Genomic DNA, 20695 nt, shown 5'->3' on the forward strand with positions numbered 1-20695 from the left:
GAGAGAACGCTTAGGTAACTAAGCGTTCTTTTTTTGTTTTTGCATCGTCATTTAATTACAAAGAGGGGATTCCTTTTTTTGTAATCTGACGATGTGATTAATCGAATATTCTGTTTTATAGAAAGGGAGGTGTAGATATATGGTAGCCCAACTAAATGGGAAATTAATGAATCAACTAGCGATTTTTTTGAGTGTTTTTATATTGATTCAGTTTGTAGCTGATGTAACAGGTCTTACGCAATCACTAGGTATTCATTATTTAGGTACAATAAGGCAGAGCATCACTTATACAGCATTTGGTTTAGCTGTGATTTTTACTATATTGGGTATGAAAAAGGAATTAAGTAAATATGCAATTATTTCTTTATGTTCGGCGATAGGAATACAAATAATTTATATAGTTGTTATTGTAGTTTTATGGATGTTGGCAGGGACACCGTAAAGTATTGTTCGTTTTTTTATAGAAAAACCTATTATTATGAAGTGCACCTCCAATTGTTAGACACGGTCTAACAATTGGAGGTGCACTTTTATTCCGATTATTAGTCTTCACCAATCGGGCTTTTACGAGCAGTTGATTTCCCACCTGACTTCCTTGTATTCACTGAATTTTGAGGTGGGCATCTAGCTATTTAGAGCTTGATTTCTGTGGGGAATTTTAGGGTTTCTTAAGCAAACCGTAGCGGTGGTCATTTTATTTGGAAAATAGAGTGTAACTAATTGTAAAAGATTATATATAGAAACTCTTTTTTGTAAAATTCATGGTAAAATTAATTGAATATTCAGGTTTCAAAAAAAGGGGGGGGCAACGATGCAGGTACAACTAAATGGAAAATTAATGAATCAAATCGCAATCTTTTTTAGTAGTATCGCCATGCTTCAGTTTATAGCTGAAGTAACAGGATTTACGCAAAATTTAGATATTACGTATAACTTAATAAATACAACAACGTCATATATAACATTTAGCTTGGCAGTGATTTTTACTTTAATAGGTGCAAGAAGAGAATTGAGTAAATATGCAATTGTTTTATTATGTTTAGTAGTAGCTATTAAAGCGATTTATTTTGTAGCTATTGTTATTTTATGGGGATTGGCTGGTACGCCCTAAATGAATAATAAATAAAAAACCTAATTTCCAAGAAGACATGAGGAAATTAGGTTTTTATGCTTGAAACGCTTTTCTACACCGATCCCTTCTTTGCAATCTTCTTTTGTACCTTTTTCTATCACGCTGTACGCCTTTTATATACATGCATAGGCTGAAGAAGAAGAAGAAGGCACATTGTATCGTTAATATATACGATGACATGCCCTGTAACGGTTGCTTTGGATCATATAAATGAATAGGTGCTCCGCCTATTGTAGGGAATATCGTATTGAGCAGGACGTAAGGAATGGAGGTAACTGCAAATGGAAACAGAATCGCCATATAGTCCTTTTGTGACCATGCAGATGCAGCAAGTCCTAAAAGAGCCATTAACCCTGCAAATAAAAAATTAATTCCGATATATACAATAATATAAGTGATGGGGGAGCCGTAATATAAGTTTGCGAACATCCCGTTGTCATTTATAATACCTGAACCGGCTGCGGGTGCTCCGTTTGGAATGGTTAATTTGCAAAATAATAATGATAAGATAAATGGAAACGTATAAAGAAGTCCTCCGCAAAAAAATGTAACGATATATTTCGTTACTGAATAAGGAAGTAACGAAATTTCTTTACTTATAAATGTCTTAAAACCATCTGATTTATCTGAGTTGTAACTTGTACTAAAGGGGAGACTTGCAATAACTGGCATTAATAATAAATAAACATCCATTTCATTGTCGCGAAATCCAATCCATTTAAAAGCCGTTGTTACAAACGCATCCGTTCCGTCTCCAATATAACGAATTACATAATAATAATGATAGATAGAGATAAGAGCTAATCCACTAAACATAATAATTAAAGAAACACGATTACAAAAAGCTTGCTTTATACTTAAACGAAGCGCACGCATCATGACTGAAAAAGCCTCCACTATTTTGATAAACTTGTCTATTTTCTATATTACTATTAATTGTAAAGATTTTCTTGTTTTTTTATTTGATTATTTGAAAAAAGGGAAATTTGTTGTCGTTAAGTAAGGTTTATCTATACATCTTAAGAATACCTTTTCTTTTTCTCTTTCCTTCTGATACACTATGACAGTATTATATGAATGGACTGGAATTTTTTCATACTGGGAATAATTAAAAAAGAGAACTTGTATAGAATGTGAGCGTGTGGTAATATCAAATATGTACTGATTGACTATATTATCCAATTGGTCATTTTTGGAGGTGATGATGTGGCAATAGATCGAAAACGTTCTATTATTGAAGCTGCAACAAAGTCTTTTTCAGCGTTCGGTTATAAAGCAACAACGATGGATCAAGTAGCGAAATTAGCGAATGTAGGAAAAGGAACGATTTATACTTTTTTCAAAAATAAAGAAGAGCTATTTGGCGAAATTATTTCTAATTTAATTACAGAAATGAAGCAAGTTGCAGAAAACGCAATTCGTTCAGATGTTTCATTTTTTGAAAATGTACATAAAGCATTATATAGCATCTTAGAATTTAGAAAAGAGCATCAGCTCATGATTAAATTAATTCAAGAAGAGCGCGATATGGGAACGAAAGAAGTACAAGAAGTGATGCAACAAGTTGATGTGGAAATCGTTTCTGTTATTCAATCGTATTTAAAGATTGCGATTGAAAAAGGTGAAATTAGCAAATGTGACCCAGAAATTACAGCATTTATTATGCTTCGCCTATACGTATCACTTATTTTTGATTGGGAAAAAAATCATGAACCGCTAGAAAAAGAAAAAATCGCAGAATTATTTGAACTTTATTTATTAAAAGGATTGTCAAACTAAGATAATCCTTTTATTATTATAAAAAAAGTGACCAATTGAACAAAGTAGTCATATATTTATTTTAGGAGGGATAATATAAATATTCACTTCATATTAAGAAACAGTTGCATAGTATAAATTCGGGAATAAGGCATATGTATGAATAGGTATAGCCTTTTTATTTGGGAGAAAATGACCAAATGAACAATTTGGTCATTTAGAAAAGGGGGAGAAATGATGAAATGGAATCAGTTACTTAGTAAAGAGTTTACTGAAATTATAAAAAGTAAAAAAATATTAATTCCAATTATCGCGGTATTATTCGTGCCAATTTTATATGCAGGTATGTTTTTATGGGCCTTTTGGGATCCGTATGAACAGTTAGATGATTTACCAGTTGCGGTAGTCAATTTAGATAAAGGTGCAGTATTTGATGGGAAACCAATTGAGGTCGGAAAAGGGCTCGTTGATAATTTAAAAGATAACACAAGTTTTAAATGGGAATTTGTAAGTGAAAAAGAAGCGAAAAAAGGAATGGAAGGTAGAAAGTATTACATGCTAGTACGCATTCCAAATGACTTCTCAAGTAACGCTACAACGTTATTAAAAGATGATCCCAAACCATTAAACTTAGAATACATTCCAAACGAAAGCTTAAACTTCTTATCTTCACAAATTGGCGGAACAGCCATTGAAAAAATTAAAGGTGAAGTATCAAGTACGTTAACGAAAACATATGCAGAGAAAATGTTTGATTCCATTCAAGACGTCTCGAAAGGATTAGCAGATGGGGCGGAAGGGGCAAATAAACTACATGACGGATCAAGTGAGCTGCATGATGGTTCAAGTAAAGTGACGGATGGCCTTCATACACTTCGAGGGAAGTCTGGGGAGATGAAGGATGGTGTAGGGAAACTATTTGATGGATCTGGAAGAGTGACAGTAGGTTTAAGTACGTTAAACGGCAAAACAGGTGAGATGCAAATAGGTATCGGAAAATTAGTAGATGGCTCCGGAAAAGTAACAGATGGTTTACATGTATTAAATAGCAATGCAGGTATCGGAAAATTAGTAGATGGCTCTGGAAAAGTAACAGATGGTTTACATGCACTAAATAGCAATGTGGGTATCGGGAAATTAGTAGACGGCTCCGGAAAAATAACAGATGGTTTACATCTATTAAATAGCAAAACAAGTGAATTGCGTGATGGGTCTGAGAAAGTGACCGGTGGCTTGAACAAATTAGTAAGTAAATCCGGTGAATTAAAAACAGGAACAACTGATCTATCAAATGGTATGGGAAAACTTGCTGAAGGGAAAAGTCAATTAGAAAAAGGGTCTCAAGAAATTCAAAAGGGATTGCAAGATTTAAATAGTAACATACAAAAGTCTGCTGCAGGCTTAGAGGAAATGCAGTCGAAAGTTCCTTCTATATTGAATACAGTAAATGAGAAAATAGATGGAGCTGGGGCGAATGTAAATCAGTTAAATGAACTTACACAATCAACAGCAGGAGATGCCAAAAACGCAGCGCAAGAGGTAGCGAATTTACAAAAGCAAATTGAAAGTTTACCAAAAGAATATCAAGAGCAGTTACAACCATTCATAACAAGTGCTGTAAAAAGTACAGCGACAGTTCAGCAAAAAGCTGCCGGAGTAGCAGGTGGAACAAATAAATTAAATGAAGAAGTAAAACAATTAACAGGCGAAATAGATCAAAAAACAAGTGGCTTGCAAAACACATTACCAAATCCAGCAGGGGTGAAAACTCTGGCGGGTGGTGTTGAGAAACTAACGAACGCACAAAATGAATTTGTTAGTAAGTTTCATGGATTTGGTGAGGGATTAGATAATGCAAAAATAGGTGCTGATAAATTAAAAGATGGATCGGTTCAATTAATTGATGGCGTAACGCAATTACAAAGCGGATCAGGAAAAGTGACAGCAGGATTAGGTCAATTATCTGCAGGAGTAAATCAATTAGCAGATGGCTCAAGCCAAGTAACAGGCGGTTTAGGTACATTATCTGTAGGCGTAACGAAATTAGCGGATGGCTCAAGCCAAGTAACAGGCGGTTTAGGTACATTATCTGTAGGCGTAACGAAATTAGCAGACGGCTCAAGCCAAGTAACAGGCGGTTTAGATACATTATCTGTAGGAGCGGGCCAAATGTCAGGCGGAATAACGCAATTAGCAAATGGTTCCGGTCAAGTGACAACAGGATTAAGTACATTATCAACTGGCTCAACACAGCTAATCGACGGCGTAAATAAACTAGCAGATGGATCAGGAAAAGTAACAGATGGCCTCGTCAAAGTAAACGATGGTTCAGGTGAACTTGCTGAGAAACTTGGCGAAGGGGCAGAGAAAACTGGTGAAGTGAAAGGGACGGATAAAACATATGATATGTTTGCAAACCCTGTAAAAGTGAAGACAGAGAAACTAGCGGAAGTTCCAAACTACGGAACTGGATTTACACCGTATTTCTTATCACTCGGTTTATTCGTTGGGGCATTACTATTATCTATCGTATACCCATTACGCGATACAGTCGGCGTTCCAAAATCAGGATTTAGCTGGTTTATTAGTAAGTTCGGCGTTTTACTATCAGTCGGTATTATTCAAGCGATAGTAGCAGATGTCATATTACTGTTCGGATTAGGTGTAGAAGTGCAAAGCATTCCATACTTCATACTCTTTAGCATCGTTACAAGTTTAGCGTTTATCGCATTAATTCAATGTTTAGTAACAGCATTCGGTGATGCAGGGCGATTTATTGCCATCATCACATTAATTATTCAGCTTACAACAAGTGCTGGAACATTCCCACTAGAATTGATTCCGAAGTTTTTACAACCATTTAATACGTGGTTACCGATGACATACTCTGTATCAGGATTGAAAGCAGTCGTATCGAGTGGAGACTTTGACTTTATGTGGCAAAACATAGGAATGCTCATGATCTTTATCGTTGTATTATCACTTGGAACGATCGCTTCCTTAACTTTGATGCACAAACGAAAATTTAAAAATGTTGCTGAAAATCAATCGGTTGAAGCGTAGATAAAAGCACCTTTTTGGTGCTTTTTTATTTTAATAGAGGGCATCTTTTCCTTAGTTCATCTATAAATCTTTCTAAAAGCTATGGAAACGAAAGAAAAGGAATTACAACAATTTACAGAGAAACATAGGGTAGAGGAGTTGATATGATGAAAGGCAATCTTACTTATTATTTTATCGTAAATCCGCTAATAATCTTTCTTGTTTATGCCCTTTCACCTATATTGTTTGATAAAGAAGTATATACAAGTATGAAAGATGCATTTGGAATACTTACGTTCTACTATGTGTTAATGGGTGGATATTACTTTATTGATATTTTAAGTGAAAAGATAAAGAAAAAAAGTGATGGAGGATAACAAAATGACCTAAAGCGAAATGAAATTTAGGGATACGAACATTCGTAACTTTTTCGATAAAGAGAATCGTTTAAAATCGATTCTAGGTCAGAAAAAGAAAAAGTTAGTGTTATTAGAACATTTGATTAGCAAGTTAAACGTTGAAAATCAATATACAGAGAAAGAAATGAATGTGTTCATAAAACAATATCATGATGATTTTTGTACGATCAGAAGAGAGTTTATCGTGCACGGCTTTATGAATCGGGAGGATAATATGTACCATATAAACGGGAGAGAAGTTTGGACGAGGTGGGAAGAGTTATAAATGTAATGGGGAAGGGGGATTTTTTTGCACGTTAGTAGTCTTATGTTTGAAGTAATTTCGAGGATATTCACTTCGTCAACTCTGCAATTCAAAAGGATTTGTTATTTGGAATGAACATCCCCCCTGGCCAATTGAAATGGCAATACAATCGAACAGGAAATAGAAGTTAATGAGTGCTGTAGATTTGCTCAACGTACAATATCCGTATTTTGACGTCAGGACCCAAAATAGAAAATAGTGAAAAGTTATTTTATATATTTATAATGAAATGAGAGTCTGATGCTTGATTATTCATAAAAAAGGTACCTTAAGATGTCTCTTCTTTATTTTTAAAAGGGCCTGCTCAATTCATGCTAAAAAATTATGGAAAAAACACTCTTATAAGAGTGTTTTTTCTTTATGAAGATGTAGCCACACAAAAGCACTTATTTATGAGTTTTTGCGACATACCCATCCCCACATAATGAAAATTTCACCTGTTTATAGTTAGTACTGAAAATTCGGCTCATCCTTTTCGTTTTAGAACAAGTAATATTTTAAGTTGATAGATGTGTAATATCACCTACAATGTAACGAAAAAGTGAATTTAATGACGTTAATTATACTTTTATTTTATTTTATTTAAAAATATTACGATTATATTACAAAAACTATTGATTATATCTAAATAGCGTAATATAATACTGTTTGTGGAAATAAAAACAAAAATTATTCATTATTTGGGGGATATAGAAAATGAAGAAAGTTATTTTACCAATTTTAATGTCTGCTATGGTTATAGTTCCGGCGGTATCACATGCTGAAAAACAAGATAATGTGAAACAGACTACTGCAAAAACAGAGCAGACAATTCAGCAAAGTGGTTGGGTAAAAGTAGGGGATACATGGTATTTCTATGACCAAAAAGGTATGAAGAAAACAGGCTGGTTACAAGATGGTGGAAAATGGTACTATTTTGATGGTAATGGAAAAATGCAAACAGGTCATATTGTATATCAATATGAGGGTTACTTACTGGGAGCGGACGGTACAATGTATGCCAATGAAGGTTGGATTCAGTATGGTGGAAAGTGGTATTATGTACATCAAGGTGGAAAGCTACATTACGGATTGCTTGAATATAATGGGAAAACTTATTTTTTAAATCCAGATAATGGGCAGATGTTTACGAAAGCTTGGATTGGGGAATATCATACAGGCAATTATTTTCTCGAAGATGGATCAATGGCAATAGGTTGGACTTCAATTGATAATAAGTGGTACTATTTTAACGGTAAGGGGCTTAGTTATAATGACTGGCTAAGCTATAAAGGAAGCTGGTATTATTTTGTAGGTGGTAAGATGCAAACAGGTTGGGTACAAGATAATGGAAAATGGTACTACATGAATACAGACGGCACAATGCAAACAGGCTGGGTAAAAGATAATGGAAAATGGTATTATCTGAACTCAAATGGCACGATGAAAAGTTCAGAAAATGGATGGAAAGACTGTTGGTTAGATGAAGGAGGAAAGCGCTACTTTTTCGATGACAGTGGTGCTATGCGTACAGGGAAACTAGCTGAAGGCGGCACTTCATGGTATTTTAATCCAGATGGATCTATGGTGACTGGATGGAAAATAGTGGATGGTGACTGGTATTACTTTGATGAGAAAAGTGGAGCGAATCATGAAGGTTGGTTAAACTACAATGGCAAGTGGTATTACTTTTATGATGGCCCAATGACAACTGGTTGGGTACAAGTGAATGGCACATGGTATTACTTGAATGAAGATGGAACGATGAAAACAAATTGGTTACAAAAAGATGGAAAATGGTACTATTTACAATCCAATGGTGCAATGGCAGTGGGCAAACATTTCATTAATGGAAAATGGTATTCATTCAAAAATGATGGCGTTATGATGTAACAAAGATTTTTAATTGAATAAATGACAATAGATATCTATTTTAAGATATTTCTATGATGAAAAAAACACCTGTGAAGGTGTTTTTTTCATCTTTACAGTTAGTTATTACTTATTCCTCTTATTCTTGCACTTTTCGTTTTCACTAGTTTATTAGCGAGCATGGCTGGATTTATGCAGGAAATATCTAAACTGTAAGGATATGTGGGAAGTAGAATTATAGAACTTTTGTTTCCAATCTTTCTTTCTGACGAAGATGATGTGCAAAATGCATAGAAATGAGCTGAAACCATTCTGCCGCATTTAAGTAACCAAGCCCAGGGTGTTCGACTTTATAAGCACTTGGAATAGAAGTAATTGTTGGTTCAATGTCTTTAACAACTGTAATTAATTTCAGAAAACGCTCTTGTACTTCTTCTTTGTTAATTGGATTTTCTGGCGTATATCCAGGATGATTTGGTACTTTGATTTGTATGTCTGGGAAAGCACCAAGTTTATATACTTTTTCACCCATATCCGTTTTTTTGTTAGTTACTGATGGTGTTTCGCCTTTACATTTTGTGATTGCATCTAATTGCATGTATGTGGAAGCAATTAAATGATTATACATTTGACCGAGAGACCATTCCTCACTAGAAGGCTTCATCCTAAATTGCTCTATAGAGTATTTTTCTAATTCCTCTATGTAATACGTTGCTAACTCCTCAAATTTATTCATATTGTTAACTCCTTTTTATGAAAATGTATTTGTTACTACCTACTATAAAGGAGGGATACTGACAACATTATGTCAGTAGTGAAATTAAAGTTTTAACATTTTTTTTGCTTCATCACGGATTTTCTCAGAAAGAATTTTTGGCTCAAGTACTTGCACTTGGCTCCCAAAGCTTAATACCCACTGAAATACTTCGTCTATGTTTCTTGATTTCAAAAAGACATGGAAACCATTATCTTTATGCTCGTATGAATCTATAAAAAAGTATCGTGACTCAATAATTTTATGTGCAATATGAGATGGAAACAATAAATGGATTGTAACAGTACGATTGCTTTCAGGCTTATAGTTTTGTAAAGAAAAGTCCTTCGGTTTTGTGAAAAATTCTTGTTCTTGCTGTAATGTATCCATACGGTCTAAACGAAAATTACGTATTTGTTTCCGAAGTAAGCAATGAGCAACGATGTACCAAATTCCTGAAATATTGACTAAACCGTAAGGATGAACAGTCCGCTCTATTTTTGTGGTTTCTCTTGGCTTACGATAAGAAAAAGAGATAGCTTGCTCGTTTTGAATTGCTTCTTGTAGCAAGAAAAGTTGGTTCTCTAGTTTTTCTTGCTCGGCTTGCTGGTTTGAAAATATAGGAGAAAGGAAACGGAAAGTACCTCGTAACCCCTCAACTTTCTTTTTTTGATCAGTAGGGAGGATAACCTCAAGTTTCTCTTTTGCCGATTGTGCATGTGCAGAAAAAGAAGAAGTGAAAGTTTTCTCGATATAATCACCGCCTAATAAAAGGGTAACAGCCTCTTCAGGGGTAAGCTGAATGGGTGGTAAGAAATATCCATCCATTAATGAGTAGCCGTGGCCGGGCATTGCAAAAATTGGGACACCAGATTCACTAAGTGCATCCATATCTCGATAAATAGTTCTTATACTTGTCTCAAATTTTCCAGCTAAACTTTGTGCTGTAACAGTTTGTTTTCTTTGTAATTCAATTAATATCGCTAATAAACGATCCGTTCGATTCATGAAATATCATCCTTTATTTTTATAAATATGATCACTGTAAATTTCTAAAAGTAATACATTTTCCCCTACTATTAACAGACTTTTCCCTATGTATAATATTAATATAGTAAAATCATAACAACCTATATTGCAGTTTCCAATAATATACTATATAATCAGGATAAGAAAACGTTTTCATGCAAAGGGGGAGAATTTCGTGTCGACTATCGAGGACGTGGCGAAATTAGCGGGGTTATCAAGGACAACGGTTTCTAGGGTGATCAATAATCATCCATATGTTTCAGATGAGAAGAAAAAAAGGGTTCAATTAGCAATGAAGCATTTAGGCTTCGTTCCTAATTCTGCGGCGAGAAGGCTTCGTAAACAAAAAACAGAAACAATTGCGGTGCTTGTTCCAAGGATTACAAATCCTTTTTTTAGTAGATTTATTGAAGCAATCGAGATTGCTGCTTCTGAGCATAAATATAAACTGATTATTTGTCAAACAAGATATTTACCAGAAAAAGAGATGGAGTATTTACAATTATTATCTACGAAACAAGTAGATGGGATTATTCTATGTTCACTAGAAAATCCGTGGGAAGATGTAGAGCCGTACTTACAGCACGGTCCAATCGTGTTATGTAATGAATATATTGAGGAAGCAAATGTTCCAACAGTGAAATTTGATCATGCACAAGGAGCATACATAGCTGCCAATCATGTATTAGAACAAGGATATCGTAATCTTATTTTTTGCCGTGGTAACGAAACCAAAGTTGTTAGCCAACAGCGGAAAATGGGCTTTTTACGTGCAATAACTGAGAAGAGCCGCCAAGTAGAAGCGATTGATTTTCTTGAAAACGCTTTCTCTTGGGATGATGGGAAGCGAATATTCCATGAAGTATTAAAGGACAAAAAAAATCCTACCGCGATTTTGGCAGGAGGCGACGAGGTTGCAGCTGGAATTATCTCAGAGGCGAAGCGCCATAACTGGAGTATTCCAGAGGATCTCGCTGTTATCGGTTTTGATAATCAAATTTTATCGCAGATTACTGAGCCAGGTATTACGACAATTGAACAGCCAATTGATGAAATGGCTCGAAAAGTTGTCGACCTGATGATGGATAAAATCCATACGAAAAATTATCGTAAAAAAGAATTGTATGAGTTTGAACTGGAGCTCTTGGTGAAAGGTTCAACGATGAAGGATACGATGTTATTAGCCTAGTAGACTATGTCTGCTAGGTTTTTTTTCTGTTCACAAACTACTACTCTTCGTGAACGCAGTCATCACATTTGTTATGGTATGCTTCGTGCTGCTCATCAATTTCTTTCCCGCAGTGCGCACAAGTTTTCGTCGGTAAATTTCTGAAAAACTCCATTGGTTGATCGATCATGTCAATCCCTCCATTTCCATTTCTTACTATCATTGTATTAGTACAAAAAATAAAAGTCAACAACTGTTTTATAACAAATTGAAAATTAATGAAAAAGTTTAGGAAATGGATTATAGTTAACAATGTAGGATGTAAGTAAAAAACTTTCTCAAGTACGGAGAAAAACTGCATTCCTACTCGGTTTTAGAAAGGATGGATACATATGAAAATGACTGTTGTCGGCTTTTGGGGCGGCTTTCCAGAAGCGGGAGAAGCAACGTCGGGGTATTTGTTTGAACACGATGGTTTTCGTTTACTTGTAGACTGTGGTAGTGGTGTACTAGCACAGCTTCAAAAATATATAACACCATCTCATATAGATGCAGTTGTACTTTCGCATTACCACCACGATCATGTTGCAGACATTGGGGTATTGCAATATGCGAGATTAATTACAAGTGCGACAAAGGGACAACTACCGGAATTGCCAATATACGGTCATACGTTTGACGAGAATGGATTCCATTCTTTAACGCATGCACCGCATACGAAAGGAATCGCGTACAACCCAGAAGAAACACTTCAAGTTGGACCGTTTTCTATTTCATTCTTAAAAACTGTTCATCCTGTTACATGCTTTGCGATGCGTATTACAGCTGGTAGTAACGCTGTAGTATATAGCGCAGATTCCAGTTATATTCCTGAATTTATTCCATTCACAAAAGATGCGGATCTTTTCATTTGTGAGTGTAATATGTATGCACATCAAGAGGCTGCAAAAGCAGGGCATATGAATAGTACAGAAGTGGCAAGTATTGCGAAAGATGCGAATGTAAAAGAACTTTTATTAACGCACTTACCGCATATAGGAAACCCATCTGATTTAGTAACAGAAGCAAAACAAATTTTCAGTGGCCATATTACGTTAGCTCATAGTGGCTACGTATGGAATTCATGAGGTGATACGATGTTATTTATTGATAATAAAGGGATTACAGATCCTAGAATAAACTTAGCGATTGAAGAATATTGTGTGAAGAATTTAGATATTAACGAAACATATTTACTGTTCTACATTAACGAACCTTCCATTATCATTGGTAAAAACCAAAACACAGTAGAAGAAATTAATGCAGATTACGTAAAAGAAAAAGGTATTCATGTCGTTCGTCGTCTATCAGGCGGAGGTGCAGTATATCATGATTTAGGAAACTTAAACTTCAGCTTTATTACGAAGGATGATGGAGATAGTTTCAGCAACTTCAAAAAATTCACAGAGCCTGTAACGAAAGCGCTTGGTAAATTAGGCGTAAATGCAGAGCTAAGTGGTCGTAACGACATTTTAGCTGAGGGTAGAAAAATTTCAGGTAACGCGCAGTTCTCAACGAAAGGTCGTATGTTCAGTCACGGTACGTTACTATTTGACTCTGAAATCGATCACGTCGTATCGGCATTAAAAGTAAAAATGGATAAGATTCAATCAAAAGGAATTAAATCAATCCGTAGCCGCGTTGCGAATATTACAGAGTTCTTAAACGAAAAAATGACGACAGAAGAGTTTAGACAACTTCTTCTAGAAACCATTTTCGAAGGTGAAACAGAAATTCCAACGTACGAATTAACAGAAGCGGATTGGAAAGAAATACACAAACTTTCTGAAGAACGTTATCGTAATTGGGATTGGAACTACGGAAAATCTCCGAAGTTCAACTTACAACATTCGCACCGTTTCCCAGTTGGACAAGTTGACGTTCGTCTTGAAGTGAAAAAAGGAACAGTAACAGAATGTAAAATTTACGGTGACTTCTTCGGATCACTAGATGTTCATGACATTGAAGAACGCTTAACAGGCGTACAGTTCGATAAAGATGCATTCACTACAGCTTTAGAAGGCGTAGATATCGCACGCTACTTCGGTAATATTACAACAGAAGATTTCTTACATTTATTCTTCTAAAAATGGGGGAGGTTGCCATAATGGGCAGCCTCTTTCTTTTTGCGTAGATTGTCAGGTTTTGTCGGTAAGTCGATATAAATTGAGTTGCGCTGATATAATTGGAAAATCGCCGATATAAATCGAGTTGCGCTGATATAATTTCATTTACCATAAAATATAAAATCACAGGACATTTGCCCCTCGTAAAGGAATATATATATTCAAAAGGAGGCGGATCGAAATGAAAAGAGTAATGTACGTTGTATTATTACTCAGCTTCGTCATCGGAATGACGGCGTGTAACAGTGGATCGCCCTCAAGTCGTACAATTTTGTTTATCGGAAAACCAGCGGAGGATAATGTTATATATTTTACGCATACAGATAATAAACGAAAGATAGATGATATACAAACTATGTTTCAAAATAAGAAATGGAAAAGAAATGAAATGTTTAGTACTGTTGGTAAAATACCAGATGTTGTCTTGTCTATAGATGAAGACGCTACAGGGTTACCGATAGTATATGTTACAGTGTACTTTCATGAAAATGGAGCGGACGCGATAAACTTGTATGGAGAGCATACAAGTTTAAATAAAGAAGAACTTGAAAAGCTTACAGAAAAGATAGGTGCATATTATCCTAAAATGATTTCTGTCCTCGTTTAATAATTTGTTGGTAAGTGAAATCACTATATTTTCCCAAAGTTATTCAATAGGAAGTACGCCGTGTATATGCAGTTAATAGGATATTACTTGCCACTTTAATTTTCTTTTAATATAATTAATTTAGAATTTTTAAATATTCTAAATTTTATAAAGGTGGGGTTTGTGTGAATCTCGTTCAATCTTTGGCTGAAACGGCAAAAAAGAAGGGGGATAAACCGGCTTATGTTTTTATGGATCAGTCGGTCTCATATGACCAATTAAACAAAATGGTCACAAGGTTTTCTAGCAATTTAGCAGAAATGGGCATTGGAAAAGGGGACAATGTCGCATTAGTTGTTGGGAATTCACCACATTTTTTAGTCGGTTTATACGGAACAATGAAAGCCGGGGCAACTGTTATACCAGTTAATCCAATTTATACAGCAGACGAAATGCATTATATTTTACAAAATGGAGATGTAAAAACAATCATCGTACTCGACGTCCTTCTACCTGTTATACAATCTCTTACAACAAGACTTCCTTCACTAGAGAACATCATCATATGCGAAACCTCATCAGATTTTAATCATATAGAAACCGAAAAAATGAAAACGTTTACTAGTTTTATAGGAACTGGAGATGCGACTTACGAAGGTCCGGAACTAGATGAAGAAGATGTAGCGGTTATCCTCTACACTTCAGGCACAACTGGAAAACCAAAAGGTGCTATGTTAACACATAAAAATTTATATAGTAACGCAAGCGATGTGGCGTCGTATTTACAATATACGGCCGATGATCGCGTCGTTGCGGCACTGCCGATGTTCCATGTATTCTGTTTAACAGTTGCGGTAAATGCACCGATTGTGAACGGGGCAACGATTTTAATGTTACCGAAGTTTAGTCCGAAAGAAGTGTTCCGTATTTGTCGTACGTATGAACCAACGATTTTTGCTGGTGTACCGACGATGTACAATTACTTATATTTATTTGAAGAAGCAAGCGCAGAAGACGTGAAGACACTTCGTCTTTGTATTTCAGGTGGTGCGTCAATGCCTGTTGCTCTTCTGCAAAACTTTGAAAAACGTTTTGACGTAATTGTTTCAGAAGGATATGGTTTATCAGAAGCATCACCAGTTACTTGTTTCAATCCGTTAGATCGCCCGCGTAAACCAGGGTCAATCGGCACAAATATTTGGCATGTAGAAAATAAAATTGTGAATGAACTTGGGGAAGACGTACCAGTCGGCGCAGTCGGTGAATTAATTGTTCGTGGACCTAACGTTATGAAGGGTTACTATAATGCACCAGAAGATACAGCTGCGACATTAAAAGATGGCTGGCTATATACAGGAGACTTAGCGAAAATGGATGAAGAAGGTTACTTCTATATCGTTGATCGTAAAAAAGATATCGTCCTAGTTGGTGGTTATAACGTCTACCCTCGTGAAGTAGAGGAGGTACTATATACGCACGAATCAGTAGCTGAAGTTGTCGTAATTGGTGTACCAGACGAAAACTTAGGAGAAGCAGTGCGTGCTTTCGTCGTTCTGAAACAAACGAACGTAACAGAAGAAGAGCTGATGCATTATTGCACGTTACATTTAGCAAAATATAAAGTGCCAATGAGCATAGAGTTTTTAACAGAATTGCCGAAGAATACGACGGGTAAGTTGTTAAGAAGAGCTTTGAGAGAAAAAGCGATGCAAGTGTAAGAATGGGGGCAACCAGCTTTATGAAGTTGGTTGCCTCTATTTTTTTGCATTGGTTAAGCTATGACGCCATATATTTAAACCGTAATATGACTAGTAGGGAGGAGATATACATGGAGCAGAAGGAATTACGTTTGCGGCGAGTGCAATATCTTATTTGTGACATTATGGATGAAATGAACGCTGAAAATGAGAAGAAAAACTTAGAAACACTGCAGAAAGTAATTGACCAGCTTTCAGGAGCAATTGGTGATTTAGTAGATCCATCTGGTACGTATTCAATTGATTATTTGGAGAGGAAAGTTCATACAGCGCACTATTTATTATTTAAAAATGATCGTAAAGCATATTTGTGTAATAAATAAACATTCATCATTTGATGGGGTGTTTATTATTTTTGATATTTATTGATAATTGTTATCAATAAAAGGATGAGTACAATGGGTTTAAGACGATAAATTAATCTGCTTATAATTGTACTTATAAATAATAAAGCTCGAAATAAAAGCCTTGCTACACGTTTGTAGTAAGGCTCTTTACAGTTGTTTTGTTCTTAATGAATGAAAGCACCTGCCACTTTTTAGTTGGAAAAGTTACTCATTAGAAGTGTTATTAATCGCTTGAATAGCAAGTTCCAACGATTTAATCCTTCTTTCTAAAAGAGTTCTTTGAGGACTACCAACCTTTGACTTAACGTAAATTTTTTCAATTGATGGAAGCAAACCGGTAAGAACATTGCGAGCTGCTGCTAAATCTTCCTGGTTGTAATGATGAGGTTTTTGATTCCAAACACTCTCTAGCATTGCTAAGCCGATACAAGCTGCCTGAAGGCGTTTCTTTACTAACGTAGTATTTGAGCCTTTCTGAGTCATTTGTGACAAGGCACTTTCGAGTTTACGGATTGTGGACTGTAAGGATTTTATTGATTCCTCTTTATGTAAATCTGATAAGTTTTCCATGTTAGTACCATCCTTTCTTCGTTTTTAAATGATTTTGTTTAATACGTGATAAAATCGTTAAGGACAGAAACTTACTCGCAATATTTTAACATAAATAACGAACTTTCTTTGAGAGGGAGTCTTAAAGAGCTAGCTCAATTGTTGAAAGTAAGGTAATGAACTTTAAAAACCGAACCGTCATCTAAGTGGCGGTTCGGTTTTCTTTATTTTTTCTCTACTAATTTTTTATTCTTTCAATCTAGTGTAAATGATTTATTAAATGTTTTTTGATCAACATCTTTTACGTTGTTTCCAACCCAACCTGCATCGCAACATATTCAATATCATTATCAATTTCACCTAACACGTAAGATTCTAAAATGCCCATTACAGCAGTTCCTAAAAATTTTAAAACGATGTGCTTATCAATGTTTTTATTGTGAAGATTGCTGTGCTTAATATTTACGTTAAACGTGCATAACAAGTTATAATAGAAGAAATCAATAAGGAGGCTAGCTGTGAAGAATCTTCGTTATTTCAATATATTTACTATGTTAATTATATACACGCTACTTATGTTTTACATCGGCTGGAACGGATGGGTTTGGCTTCATGCAGTATTTGGCTGGGAGTCCTGGGGGTATTATGCTTTCGTAGTCGGATTTATTTCTTATGCGTATATTCTCGTGCAAGTGTTTAAGTTTCTCCCATTCCTTCGAACGATTGGTTCAATTTGGTTTGCAGTCATACAATACGCCCTTATGTTATTGCCGTTAGCTGATATAACAGTCTTTCTTTTACAGTTTTCGGTTGAGAAAGAAACAGCAATTATTTGGACAGGGGCGGCTGTGTTAGCTGCGTTTATCTTTATCTTTGCATATGGAGTATTTAATGCGTATAGTCCGGTAGTAAGAAAATATGAAGTGCACATACCGAAAAAGGTGAAGGGCCGCAAAAGTTTACGTATTGCGATGGCTTCTGATATGCATTTCGGTAAACTGTCTGGTGTTTCGCATTTAAAAAGACTTGTCCGTCACGTAAATGAAATGCAGCCTGATATTATTTTACTGCCAGGGGATATTATCGATGATCATCCAGGGGTATTTATTCAAAAAAACATGGGTCATATTATGAAACAAATGAAAGCTCCATTAGGCGTATATGGTGTTTTAGGAAACCATGAATACTACGGCAGAGCGGTTCCAGAGTTTTTACAAGAGATGGATAAGATTGATATTCGTATTCTTTTAGATGAAGTGATCACAATTAAAGATGACTTTTATCTCGTTGGAAGAAGAGATAAAACAGAGCGAGATCGCCAAAGCTTTGAACAACTTATGAATATAGTGGATAAATCGATGCCTGTTATAGCAATGGATCACCAGCCATTTGAGTTAAAACAAGCAGCAGCGGCAGGTGTAGACTTATTATTATCCGGTCACACGCACCGCGGACAAATGGCACCAAATCATATTGTAACGAGAAGAATGTACGAGCTAGACTGGGGATACGCACAAAAAGGCGCATTCCACGCAATTGTTTCTTCTGGATTCGGATTTTGGGGACCGCCGCTTAGACTTGGTAGTAGGTCGGAGATTGTGCAGGTAGAAGTTACGTTTGAATAAGGTTAAATAAAAGGGATTATACATGATTAATATGTATAATCCCTTTTATTTTTTATTTCGTAATCGCGACCTTTACTTGAATATAATCTCAATTAGTTGTTGTGGATGTGCATTAATTAATCCATGAACAATAATAATTACCCATACCTTGCGATAACGCGCCCACAAATATCCAAGGAATAGACCTACGATACCATGGTTCACAATGACCGTAGCTGTATCAATATCCCAATGACCAGAGCCGTGTAATGCAATATGCCAGCTTGCCCATAACAATGATGTAAGAAGTATAGCCGGCCAAGTACCTAGTAATAGTTCCAAACGTGTTTGCAACCAAACTCTATAAAAAAGCTCTTCCAGTACACTATTTATAAGAAATCCTACAAGTAAAATTAAGATTAAAATCGTGGGTTCCATTCTCGCTGAAACAAATGGTGTAGAGAATGTAGAAAAGAAGTTGAAGTAACCCCAGACTATAATGACAATAAGTGGTGTAAACCGATACCATCTATTACCTCCCGTTGATTTTACAGGCTTTTGTCGTTCTTTTTCGGGGTTACTTTTATAAAACAAAAGAAGCATGAATGGAGTGAATAATAATAAAATAATTTTAAATATCATAAACCACAATTGTAATGTCATTCCTTCAAAGTTCGTGGTGAGGAGACAAATCGTGAAGAGGGAACCACTCGAGAATAAAATAACAGTTTGAATTATGATGCGCCTTAGTTCAAATTGTTGAAGGGGATTATAGTTTTTATGATGAGATGGTAAGAAACGAACAAGGAGTATACCGACAATAACAGGAATCCATTTGTTCCAAAAAGGCAGTGTGCCCGTATGATCCCCACTGTAACGAATGTTTGTTTCTCCGATCCATATAAGCCAAAGAGATGAAAGTAAAATAAGAAGTATAATGATTCCACCAATGAGCTTCCCCGCTTTTGGAAAATAACTATCCATAGTTATCCGACCTTTCATACTATAATGGTGAAGCGATTTCAAATTATTTCTGTTTTTAAATGAATATGCATTTATGAATCTATTAAAACAAAAAAGAAGAACTGTGGGAATATTTTAATTTTTATGATTTAACTTGATGAGAATAGAGGACCGCTTTTTTGAAAACAGAACGTTCATATTGGAATGACAGAATAGTATATTTACTCTTCTTTAAAAAAGAGATATTATAAAAAGACTCTGCTTGAAAAGGGGGACTGTAAGTGATCATATCAGATGTACTATACGGAGAATTTGAAGTAGATCAAGTGTTAGAAGAATTAATTTTAAGTAAACCAGTGCAAAGGTTGAAGGGGATTCATCAAGCCGGAGCAAGTTACTTAATGAATGAGAAATGGAATGTAACGCGATTTAATCATTCAGTTGGTGTTATGTTGTTAATAAAAAAACTAGGTGGTTCGGTAGAAGAACAGATTGCTGGTTTACTGCATGACGTATCACATACTACTTTTTCTCATGTAATAGATTACGTTTTTGATAATATGAATGAAAGTTATCATGAAGAGATATTTAGTTCTGTTGTGAAAAACTCAGAAATTCCAGCAATTCTTTCAAAGTATGGTTATAACTATGAAGATATTTTGTTAGATGATTCGAAGTGGACGTTACTGGAAAGATCCGCGCCGGAATTATGTGCAGACCGGGTGGATTACACATTACGAGATATGTATACATACGGATATGTTTCTTTAGAAGAAGTTCACAATTTTTTATCGGATGTCATCGAAGTAGATGGGAAAATGGTTCTTCAAAATATCAAAATGGCAGAATGGTTTACAGAAACGTATTACAAAGAAGTAATCGATTTCTTTATGCAACCAACTAATATTTACGGAAATGATATGTTAGCTAAGACGTTAAAGTTAGCTCTTCATAAACAAGTTATTCATGCAGAGGATTTTCTTCTTGAAGATCATGAGCTTATAGTAAAATTGCAGCTATGTAACGATTCAGAAATACATGCTTTATTAAGAAAAGTCCATCCAAATGTAAAAGTAAGAGAAGATAGAAGTGAGTATGATTTACATCAGAAAAATAAAGTCCGTCTTATTGATCCGCCATTACTTCGTGAAGGGAAAATCGTTCAGTCAACTGTCGTATCAGAAAAAATAAGAGAGATGAGCGATATCGCTTATGAAAAATCGGTGAGAGGGATGTATGTGAAAGTGATTTCTAATTAAAAAGAAGT

General features: G+C 35.4%; 22 protein-coding genes and 1 pseudogene. 16 read left to right on the forward strand and 7 right to left on the reverse strand.

Going from position 1 to position 20695, the window contains the following annotated elements; all coding sequences use genetic code 11:
- Window positions 1-139 precede the first annotated feature (139 nt).
- Both JDS92_RS09550 and JDS92_RS09555 read left to right on the forward strand, forming a co-directional pair.
- Window positions 140-442 (forward strand): hypothetical protein, encoded by a 303-nt coding sequence (locus JDS92_RS09550; protein ID WP_000226526.1) that lies wholly within the window; start codon window positions 140-142, stop codon window positions 440-442.
- A 369-nt stretch (window positions 443-811) separates the two neighbouring features.
- On the forward strand, window positions 812-1111 hold the full coding sequence (locus JDS92_RS09555; RefSeq protein ID WP_001198068.1) for a hypothetical protein: 300 nt from the start codon (window positions 812-814) through the stop codon (window positions 1109-1111).
- 54 nt (window positions 1112-1165) lie between these two features.
- Here the strand turns inward: JDS92_RS09555 and JDS92_RS09560 are convergent, their stop codons facing one another.
- Window positions 1166-2011: a hypothetical protein gene (locus JDS92_RS09560; protein ID WP_000984181.1), complete on the reverse strand. Its 846-nt coding sequence runs from the start codon at window positions 2009-2011 to the stop codon at window positions 1166-1168.
- 327 nt (window positions 2012-2338) lie between these two features.
- Between JDS92_RS09560 and JDS92_RS09565 the strand changes: the two genes are divergently transcribed.
- The 6 genes and pseudogenes from JDS92_RS09565 to JDS92_RS09590 form a co-directional block, all read left to right on the forward strand.
- The gene (locus JDS92_RS09565; protein WP_000963370.1) at window positions 2339-2911 is read left to right on the forward strand and encodes a TetR/AcrR family transcriptional regulator; all 573 of its coding nucleotides are present in this window, start codon (window positions 2339-2341) and stop codon (window positions 2909-2911) included.
- A gap of 216 nt (window positions 2912-3127) precedes the next feature.
- Window positions 3128-5953, forward strand: a complete 2826-nt coding sequence (locus JDS92_RS09570; protein ID WP_199631870.1) for a YhgE/Pip domain-containing protein — start codon at window positions 3128-3130, stop codon at window positions 5951-5953.
- A 143-nt stretch (window positions 5954-6096) separates the two neighbouring features.
- Window positions 6097-6309 carry a hypothetical protein gene (locus JDS92_RS09575; protein WP_001986098.1) on the forward strand — a complete coding sequence of 71 codons (213 nt, stop codon included), beginning with the start codon at window positions 6097-6099 and terminating at the stop codon, window positions 6307-6309.
- 19 nt (window positions 6310-6328) lie between these two features.
- Window positions 6329-6616 carry a DUF2087 domain-containing protein gene (locus JDS92_RS09580; protein WP_141523551.1) on the forward strand — a complete coding sequence of 96 codons (288 nt, stop codon included), beginning with the start codon at window positions 6329-6331 and terminating at the stop codon, window positions 6614-6616.
- Window positions 6617-7351: 735 nt separating this feature from the next.
- Window positions 7352-8527, forward strand: a complete 1176-nt coding sequence (locus JDS92_RS09585) for a glucan-binding protein (protein ID WP_199631871.1) — start codon at window positions 7352-7354, stop codon at window positions 8525-8527.
- 108 nt (window positions 8528-8635) lie between these two features.
- Window positions 8636-8722 (forward strand): annotated as a pseudogene (locus JDS92_RS09590) (YknW family membrane protein); the annotation flags it as partial.
- Window positions 8723-8741: 19 nt separating this feature from the next.
- Here the strand turns inward: JDS92_RS09590 and JDS92_RS09595 are convergent.
- Complete coding sequence (locus JDS92_RS09595; RefSeq protein ID WP_199631872.1) at window positions 8742-9242, reverse strand: DinB family protein; 501 nt, start codon at window positions 9240-9242, stop codon at window positions 8742-8744.
- Between the two features lie 84 nt (window positions 9243-9326).
- Window positions 9327-10268, reverse strand: a complete 942-nt coding sequence (locus JDS92_RS09600; RefSeq protein WP_097958838.1) for a helix-turn-helix transcriptional regulator — start codon at window positions 10266-10268, stop codon at window positions 9327-9329.
- Window positions 10269-10464: 196 nt separating this feature from the next.
- Between JDS92_RS09600 and JDS92_RS09605 the strand changes: the two genes are divergently transcribed.
- Window positions 10465-11478, forward strand: a complete 1014-nt coding sequence (locus tag JDS92_RS09605; RefSeq protein ID WP_000103728.1) for a LacI family DNA-binding transcriptional regulator — start codon at window positions 10465-10467, stop codon at window positions 11476-11478.
- Window positions 11479-11518: 40 nt separating this feature from the next.
- Here JDS92_RS09605 and yhfH read toward each other — a convergent pair whose 3' ends face one another.
- Window positions 11519-11647: a protein YhfH gene (yhfH, locus tag JDS92_RS09610; RefSeq protein ID WP_000567010.1), complete on the reverse strand. Its 129-nt coding sequence runs from the start codon at window positions 11645-11647 to the stop codon at window positions 11519-11521.
- A gap of 202 nt (window positions 11648-11849) precedes the next feature.
- Here yhfH and JDS92_RS09615 point away from each other — a divergent pair, with 202 nt between their 5' ends.
- From JDS92_RS09615 to JDS92_RS09635, 5 genes are all read left to right on the forward strand, one after another.
- Window positions 11850-12584, forward strand: a complete 735-nt coding sequence (locus tag JDS92_RS09615; protein WP_000784684.1) for an MBL fold metallo-hydrolase — start codon at window positions 11850-11852, stop codon at window positions 12582-12584.
- A gap of 9 nt (window positions 12585-12593) precedes the next feature.
- The gene (locus JDS92_RS09620) at window positions 12594-13583 is read left to right on the forward strand and encodes a lipoate--protein ligase (protein WP_087970743.1); all 990 of its coding nucleotides are present in this window, start codon (window positions 12594-12596) and stop codon (window positions 13581-13583) included.
- Between the two features lie 220 nt (window positions 13584-13803).
- Window positions 13804-14229 (forward strand): hypothetical protein, encoded by a 426-nt coding sequence (locus JDS92_RS09625; RefSeq protein WP_199631873.1) that lies wholly within the window; start codon window positions 13804-13806, stop codon window positions 14227-14229.
- 164 nt (window positions 14230-14393) lie between these two features.
- The gene (locus tag JDS92_RS09630) at window positions 14394-15926 is read left to right on the forward strand and encodes a fatty acid--CoA ligase family protein (protein ID WP_001055192.1); all 1533 of its coding nucleotides are present in this window, start codon (window positions 14394-14396) and stop codon (window positions 15924-15926) included.
- Between the two features lie 110 nt (window positions 15927-16036).
- Complete coding sequence (locus tag JDS92_RS09635) at window positions 16037-16288, forward strand: hypothetical protein (RefSeq protein WP_000435466.1); 252 nt, start codon at window positions 16037-16039, stop codon at window positions 16286-16288.
- A gap of 228 nt (window positions 16289-16516) precedes the next feature.
- Here JDS92_RS09635 and JDS92_RS09640 read toward each other — a convergent pair whose 3' ends face one another.
- On the reverse strand, window positions 16517-16882 hold the full coding sequence (locus tag JDS92_RS09640; RefSeq protein ID WP_199631874.1) for a hypothetical protein: 366 nt from the start codon (window positions 16880-16882) through the stop codon (window positions 16517-16519).
- 280 nt (window positions 16883-17162) lie between these two features.
- Window positions 17163-17345, reverse strand: a complete 183-nt coding sequence (locus JDS92_RS09645; RefSeq protein WP_002042824.1) for a hypothetical protein — start codon at window positions 17343-17345, stop codon at window positions 17163-17165.
- A gap of 34 nt (window positions 17346-17379) precedes the next feature.
- Between JDS92_RS09645 and JDS92_RS09650 the strand changes: the two genes are divergently transcribed.
- Window positions 17380-18486, forward strand: a complete 1107-nt coding sequence (locus JDS92_RS09650) for a metallophosphoesterase (protein ID WP_199631875.1) — start codon at window positions 17380-17382, stop codon at window positions 18484-18486.
- 72 nt (window positions 18487-18558) lie between these two features.
- On the opposite strand, the gene JDS92_RS09655 is transcribed toward JDS92_RS09650, so the two are convergent.
- Window positions 18559-19449 (reverse strand): CPBP family intramembrane glutamic endopeptidase, encoded by an 891-nt coding sequence (locus JDS92_RS09655; RefSeq protein WP_000378921.1) that lies wholly within the window; start codon window positions 19447-19449, stop codon window positions 18559-18561.
- A gap of 260 nt (window positions 19450-19709) precedes the next feature.
- Between JDS92_RS09655 and JDS92_RS09660 the strand changes: the two genes are divergently transcribed.
- Window positions 19710-20687: an HD domain-containing protein gene (locus JDS92_RS09660; protein ID WP_199631876.1), complete on the forward strand. Its 978-nt coding sequence runs from the start codon at window positions 19710-19712 to the stop codon at window positions 20685-20687.
- Window positions 20688-20695 lie beyond the last annotated feature (8 nt).

Origin of the sequence: Bacillus cereus group sp. N12 (genome assembly GCF_016483575.1) — a bacterium.
In the GTDB taxonomy this organism is placed as follows: Bacteria; Bacillota; Bacilli; order Bacillales; family Bacillaceae_G; genus Bacillus_A; species Bacillus_A toyonensis.